5 protein-coding genes are annotated in these 5,182 nt (G+C 71.3%); 4 read left to right on the top strand and 1 reads right to left on the bottom strand.

Features of this window, described 5'->3' with window-relative positions; translation table 11 throughout:
* The first annotated feature begins 267 nt into the window (after positions 1–267).
* Positions 268–1,674 (top strand): MFS transporter, encoded by a 1,407-nt coding sequence (locus ABNT58_RS29200; protein WP_348756853.1) that lies wholly within the window; start codon positions 268–270, stop codon positions 1,672–1,674.
* Positions 1,675–1,683: 9 nt separating this feature from the next.
* Here ABNT58_RS29200 and ABNT58_RS29195 read toward each other — a convergent pair whose 3' ends face one another.
* On the bottom strand, positions 1,684–2,397 hold the full coding sequence (locus tag ABNT58_RS29195; protein ID WP_348756852.1) for a response regulator: 714 nt from the start codon (positions 2,395–2,397) through the stop codon (positions 1,684–1,686).
* Positions 2,398–2,559: 162 nt separating this feature from the next.
* Here ABNT58_RS29195 and ABNT58_RS29190 point away from each other — a divergent pair, with 162 nt between their 5' ends.
* The 3 genes from ABNT58_RS29190 to ABNT58_RS29180 all read left to right on the top strand — a co-directional run.
* Positions 2,560–3,516: a transglycosylase SLT domain-containing protein gene (locus ABNT58_RS29190; protein ID WP_348756851.1), complete on the top strand. Its 957-nt coding sequence runs from the start codon at positions 2,560–2,562 to the stop codon at positions 3,514–3,516.
* A gap of 134 nt (positions 3,517–3,650) precedes the next feature.
* Complete coding sequence (locus ABNT58_RS29185; RefSeq protein WP_348756850.1) at positions 3,651–4,547, top strand: amino acid ABC transporter substrate-binding protein; 897 nt, start codon at positions 3,651–3,653, stop codon at positions 4,545–4,547.
* Between the two features lie 18 nt (positions 4,548–4,565).
* Positions 4,566–5,182, top strand: a 617-nt coding sequence (locus ABNT58_RS29180; RefSeq protein WP_348756849.1) for an amino acid racemase, incomplete at its 3' end; no start/stop codon positions are given.

Raw genomic sequence — 5,182 nt, 5'->3', positions numbered from 1 at the left:
CTGTACGACGGCGAGGTGTGCCTGGGTGGTGGCGTGATTTCCGCAGCAGGGTAAGCCAGCCCCCAAGCTCGCTGCGCTCGCGGCCCCCGAGGGGGCGCAGGTTCCTTGGGGCGGCCCGGCGGAACCTGACGGCCTGCCACGTCGTGAGCAAACGGCACGCCCAGTCACCCCCGCTGCCAAGCCCTTGTGCAGGCACCGGCATGGCCCCAGGCTTAGGATCATGGCCCCCTCCGCTCCCGCACGGTTCCCACCGCCGCCGACCCCTCGATGCCCGTTCAGGATGGATTGCCCACCCCCGCCCGCACGCATGCCATGGCGGCCATCGTGCTGGGCCTGGTGCTGGCGGTGCTGGACGGCACCATCGTCAACCTGGCGCTGCCGGGCATCGCGCGCGACCTGAACGCCAGCGGCGCGCAGGCGGTGTGGGTGGTCAACGGCTACCAGCTGGCCACACTGGCGCTGCTGCTGCCGCTGGCCACGCTGGGCGACCGCATCGGCTACCGCCGCGTGTACTTCGGCGGCGTGGCGCTGTTCACCGTGGCGTCGCTGGCCTGCCTGCTGTCAGGCAGCCTGTGGTCGCTGGCGCTGTCCCGCGTCGTTCAGGGCGTGGGCGCGGCCGGCATCATGAGCGTCAACACCGCGCTGGTGCGGCTCATCTATCCGCGGGCCATGCTGGGGCGCGGCGTGGCCATCAACTCGCTCACCGTGGCCAGTGCCTCGGTGGCCGGGCCCACGGTGGCGGCGGCCATCCTGTCGGTGGCGCCGTGGCCGGCGCTCTTCGTGCTCAACCTGCCGTTGGGGCTGCTGGTCATCGCGCTGGGCTACCGGGTGCTGCCGCACAACCCGGCGCCCACGCCCGAGCATCCGGCGCCGGCCGCGCCCGCGGTGCTGGACGTGCTGCTGAACATCGCGATGTTCAGCCTGGTGTTCCTGGGCGCCGACCTGCTGGGCGCGCGCCACGGCGCCGACGGCAGCCGGGCCGCCAGCGGCCTGGCGCTGCTGGCCGGCGGGCTGCTGGTCGCGGCGGTGTACCTGCGCCGGCAGTGGTTCCAGGCGGCGCCGCTGATGCCCATCGACCTGCTGCGCATTCCCATCTTCAGGCTGTCGATCGGCACCTCGGTGTGTGCGTTCGCGGGGCAGATGCTGGCCTTCATCGCGCTGCCCTTCCTGCTGCTCGACGGGCTGGGCCGCAGCCACCTGGTGGCCGGCCTGCTGATCACCGCCTGGCCGCTGGCCATCGTGGTGGTGGCCCCGATCGCCGGGCGGCTGATCGGCCGCTACCACAACGGGCTGCTGGGCGGCATCGGCCTGGGCGTGATGTCGCTGGGCCTGCTGCTGCTGGCGCTGCTGCCGGCCCACCCGTCCGATGCCGACATCGTCTGGCGCATGCTGCTGTGCGGCGCCGGCTTCGGGCTGTTCCAGTCGCCCAACAACCACACCATCGTCACCGCGGCGCCGCCGCGGCGCTCGGGCGCGGCCAGCGGCATGCTGGGCACCGCCCGCCTGACCGGCCAGACGCTTGGCGCGGTGCTGCTGGCGGGCATCTTCAGCGTGTTCGGCAGCCAGGACGGCCGCGGCGCCGTCATCGCGCTGGGGCTGGCGGCCACCTTCGCGGGCGTGGCCGGCTTGCTCAGCCTGCTGCGCGTGCGGCACACGGTAGCCGCCACCGCTTGAAGCTTGGAGTTACGCCGCGGGCTGCGCCTGGCGCACGCGCAGGCCGGCCAGCGCTTCCACGCGGCGCAGCAGTTCGCGGTCGTTCCAGGGCTTGCGGAAGATGCCGTACAGGCCCTGGCAGTCGCGCACATGGGCCTGCAGTTCGTCGTGGCCGGTGATGGCGATGATGGGCAGGTCTTCGGTGTCCTGGCTGCCTTGCACATGGGCGATCAGTTCCACGCCGCCCATGTTCGGCATTTCCAGGTCGGTGATCAGCACCGAGAAGAAGTCGCCGGGCAGCGCCGCCAGCGCCTCCTGGCCGTCGTTGGCCAGCACCACGCGGTAGCCGGCGCCTTCGAGCAGCTTGCGCAGCTTGGCCCGCACCACCGCGGAATCGTCGACCACCAGCAGGGCCGGCGGCTCGGCCGGCGCGGCAGGCACGGGGGCCAAGGGCTCGCCAGCCGCGGCCGCGGTCACCACCGCCGTGGTGGCGGCGGCCGACGCGGCGGCATCGGCAATGGCCTGGCGGGCGGCGTGGCGCGCCTCGGCCACCGGTTCGGCCCCGCTGCGCACCGAGCTGGTGCGCGGCGTCTCATCCCGGTTCGCGACCGCCTCTCCGCGCTTGCCCAGCAGCAGCAGCACCACGAAAAGCGCGCCCGCGATCAGCGTCGGCAGCAGGTAGGGGCCGAAGGCCTCCCAGGTTTGCGACCAGAACAGGTCGGGCGTTGGCAGGCGTAGGTTCATGGACGACATCCTGAGGGCACACGGCGAAGTGGTTACATCGACCGTTGGGGCGGTGTCTTGAGCACCGCGGGGCGGGCCGGCGCCATCCCCCCAAGGTCGGGATCGACGCCCCCATCCGGATGCCCTTCAATCGCGGGTCCACCCTTTTGCTGCCCACCCACCGTGAAGCCCTCCACCGCCCGCCCGCTGCACTGCATCGCCGGCGCCACCCTGCTGGCGGTGGCGGGCTGGGCGCAGGCAGCGATGCCCGGCGGGGTGACCACGCCGGGCGGCGAGGCAGAAACCATCGAGATGCTGCGCGCCGACGCCCAGCGTTACGAGTCAGGCGGCGCCGCGATGCAGCGCGACCCCGCTTTTGCCGCCGCGCTGTACTGCCGCGCCGCCAAGCTGGGCGATGCCGAATCGCAATACCACCTGGGCTGGATGTATGCCAACGGCCGCGGCGTCGAGCGCCACGACGGCTGGGCCGCCTGGTTCTTCGAGGCGGCAGCCGCGCAAGGCATTCCGCAGGCGCCCAACATGCTGCGGCTGCTGGGCGGCGTGGCCGCGGTGCAGCCCGAGTGCCTGAAGGACCCGGTGGCGCCGGCGCCCGATGCGGCCGCCGTGGCTGCGGCCGAAGCCGCGGCCGCCTCGGCCGCCGCGATGGAAAAGCTCAAGGCCAGCTCGCCCAAACCCATCGTCGAGATGGTGATGAAGATGGCGCCAGAGTTCGACGTCAATCCCGGCCTGGCGCTGGCCATCATCAAGGCCGAATCCAACTTCGATGCCCAGGCCGTCTCGCCCAAGAACGCGATGGGCCTGATGCAGCTGATCCCCGAGACGGCCGAGCGCTTCCGGGTGAAAAACGCGTTCGACCCCAAGCAGAACATCCGCGGCGGCCTGGCCTACCTGCGCTGGCTGCTGGCCTACTTCGAGGGCGACGTGAGCCTGGTGGCCGCCGCCTACAACGCCGGCGAAGGCACGGTCGAGCGGTACCAGGGCGTGCCTCCGTACACCGAGACCCGCGCCTACGTGAAGCGGGTGCTGGGCTTCGTCGGCGCGCTGGCGCACCCGTTCGACGCGCGGGTCACGCAGCCCTCGCCCAAGCTGCCCAGGACGCGCACCGTCGCGCAGCCCTGAGCCGGGCAGGCCCTTCAGACCATAAGCGCGCCTGATGGTGCGCGGGCAATTCACGATGCCGTAGGTGCCGCAGGCTCCCTAGCATGGGGGCTCGTTGTTCACCCCGCCTCGCCGGCACCGAAAGGATCTCCCGCATGCGCACCTCGCACCGACTGGCCTTCGCCTTTGCCACCACCGCCGCGCTGTGCGGCACGGCGGCCGCCCAGACGCCGCCCACGCTCGACAAGATCAAGTCCAGCGGCACGATGACCGTGGCTTACCGCGAATCGTCGATCCCGTTCTCGTACCTGGGTGGCGACACGCAGCCGGTGGGCTTCGGCTGGGAGATCTGCCAGCGCGTGGTGGCCGAGGTGAAGAAGGCCACCGGCCGTGCCGACCTGAAGGTGAACCACCAGGCGGTGACTTCGCAGAACCGCATCCCGCTGCTGGCCAACGGCACCATCGACATCGAGTGCGGCTCCACCACCAACAACAGCGACCGCGCCAAGCAGGTGTCGTTCGCGATCAACTACTTCTACACTGGCACCCGCTTCCTGGTGAAGGCCGACTCGGGCATCAAGTCGATCGCCGACTTGAAGGGCAAGAAGGTGGTGTCCACCACCGGCACCACCAACTACCAGCTGCTGCGCAAGCTCAACACCGAGCAGAACCTGGGCTTTGAGCTGCTGGCCGCCAAGGACCACGCCGAATCGGCCCTGATGGTGCAAAGCGGCCGCGCCGATGCCTTTGGCATGGACGACATCCTGCTGTACGGCCTGCGTGCCGGCGCGCAGAACCCGGCCGAGCTGGCCGTGGTGGGCGATGCGCTGCAGGTGGAGCCCTACGCCATCATGGTGCGCAAGGACGACGCCGCCTTCAAGAAGCTGGTGGACGACACGCTGGCCGGGCTGATGAAGAGCGGCGAATTCGAGACGCTCTACAAGAAGTGGTTCCAGTCGCCCATCCCGCCCAAGGGCATCAACCTGGCGGCGCCGATGAGCAAGGAGCTGGCCGACAACCTGAAGAACCTGTCGGACAAGCCGGCACTCTGAGCGAAAGTCGAGCGGGCGATGAGCGAAGGCCTGGGCGTGGTCGGGGTGCTGGGCGGCATGGGGCCGCTGGCCACCATCGACTTCATGCGCAAGATGATCGAGGCCACGCCGGCCACCTCCGACCAGGAGCATGTGCCGGTGGTGGTGAGTTCCATCCCGCAGGTGGCCGACCGCACCGCCGCCTTCCGCGGCGAAGGCGATTCGCCGCTGGCGGCGATGGTGGCCAGCGGGCGCCGGCTGGTGGATGCCGGCGCCGGCCTGATCGTCATGCCCTGCAACACCGCCCACCTGTGGTGGGACGCGCTGGCGCCCGCCCTGGGCCTGCCGATGCTGCACCTGGTGGACGCAGCGCTGGCCGAGGGCGTGGCGCGCTTCGGCACCGGTGCCCGGCTGGGACTGCTGGCCACCGACGCCACTATCGCCTCGGGCTTGTACCCCAACCGCACACCGGCGGGCAGCGGCCTGCAGTGGCTGCTGCCCACCGCGGTGGAGATGCTGCAGGGCGTGATGCCCGGCATCGCCGCCGTCAAGGCCGGCGACCTGCCAGCCGCCCGCGGCCTGCTGCTGCCGGTGGCCGAAGCGCTGGCCCGGCGCGGCGCCCAGGCCCTGGTGCTGGGCTGCACCGAGATTCCGCT

This window comes from uncultured Aquincola sp. (assembly GCF_964001545.1).
GTDB lineage: Bacteria > Pseudomonadota > Gammaproteobacteria > Burkholderiales > Burkholderiaceae_C > Aquincola.
The sequence above is the reverse complement of the archived record's forward strand: the minus strand, read 5'-3'. Positions and strand labels throughout refer to the sequence as shown.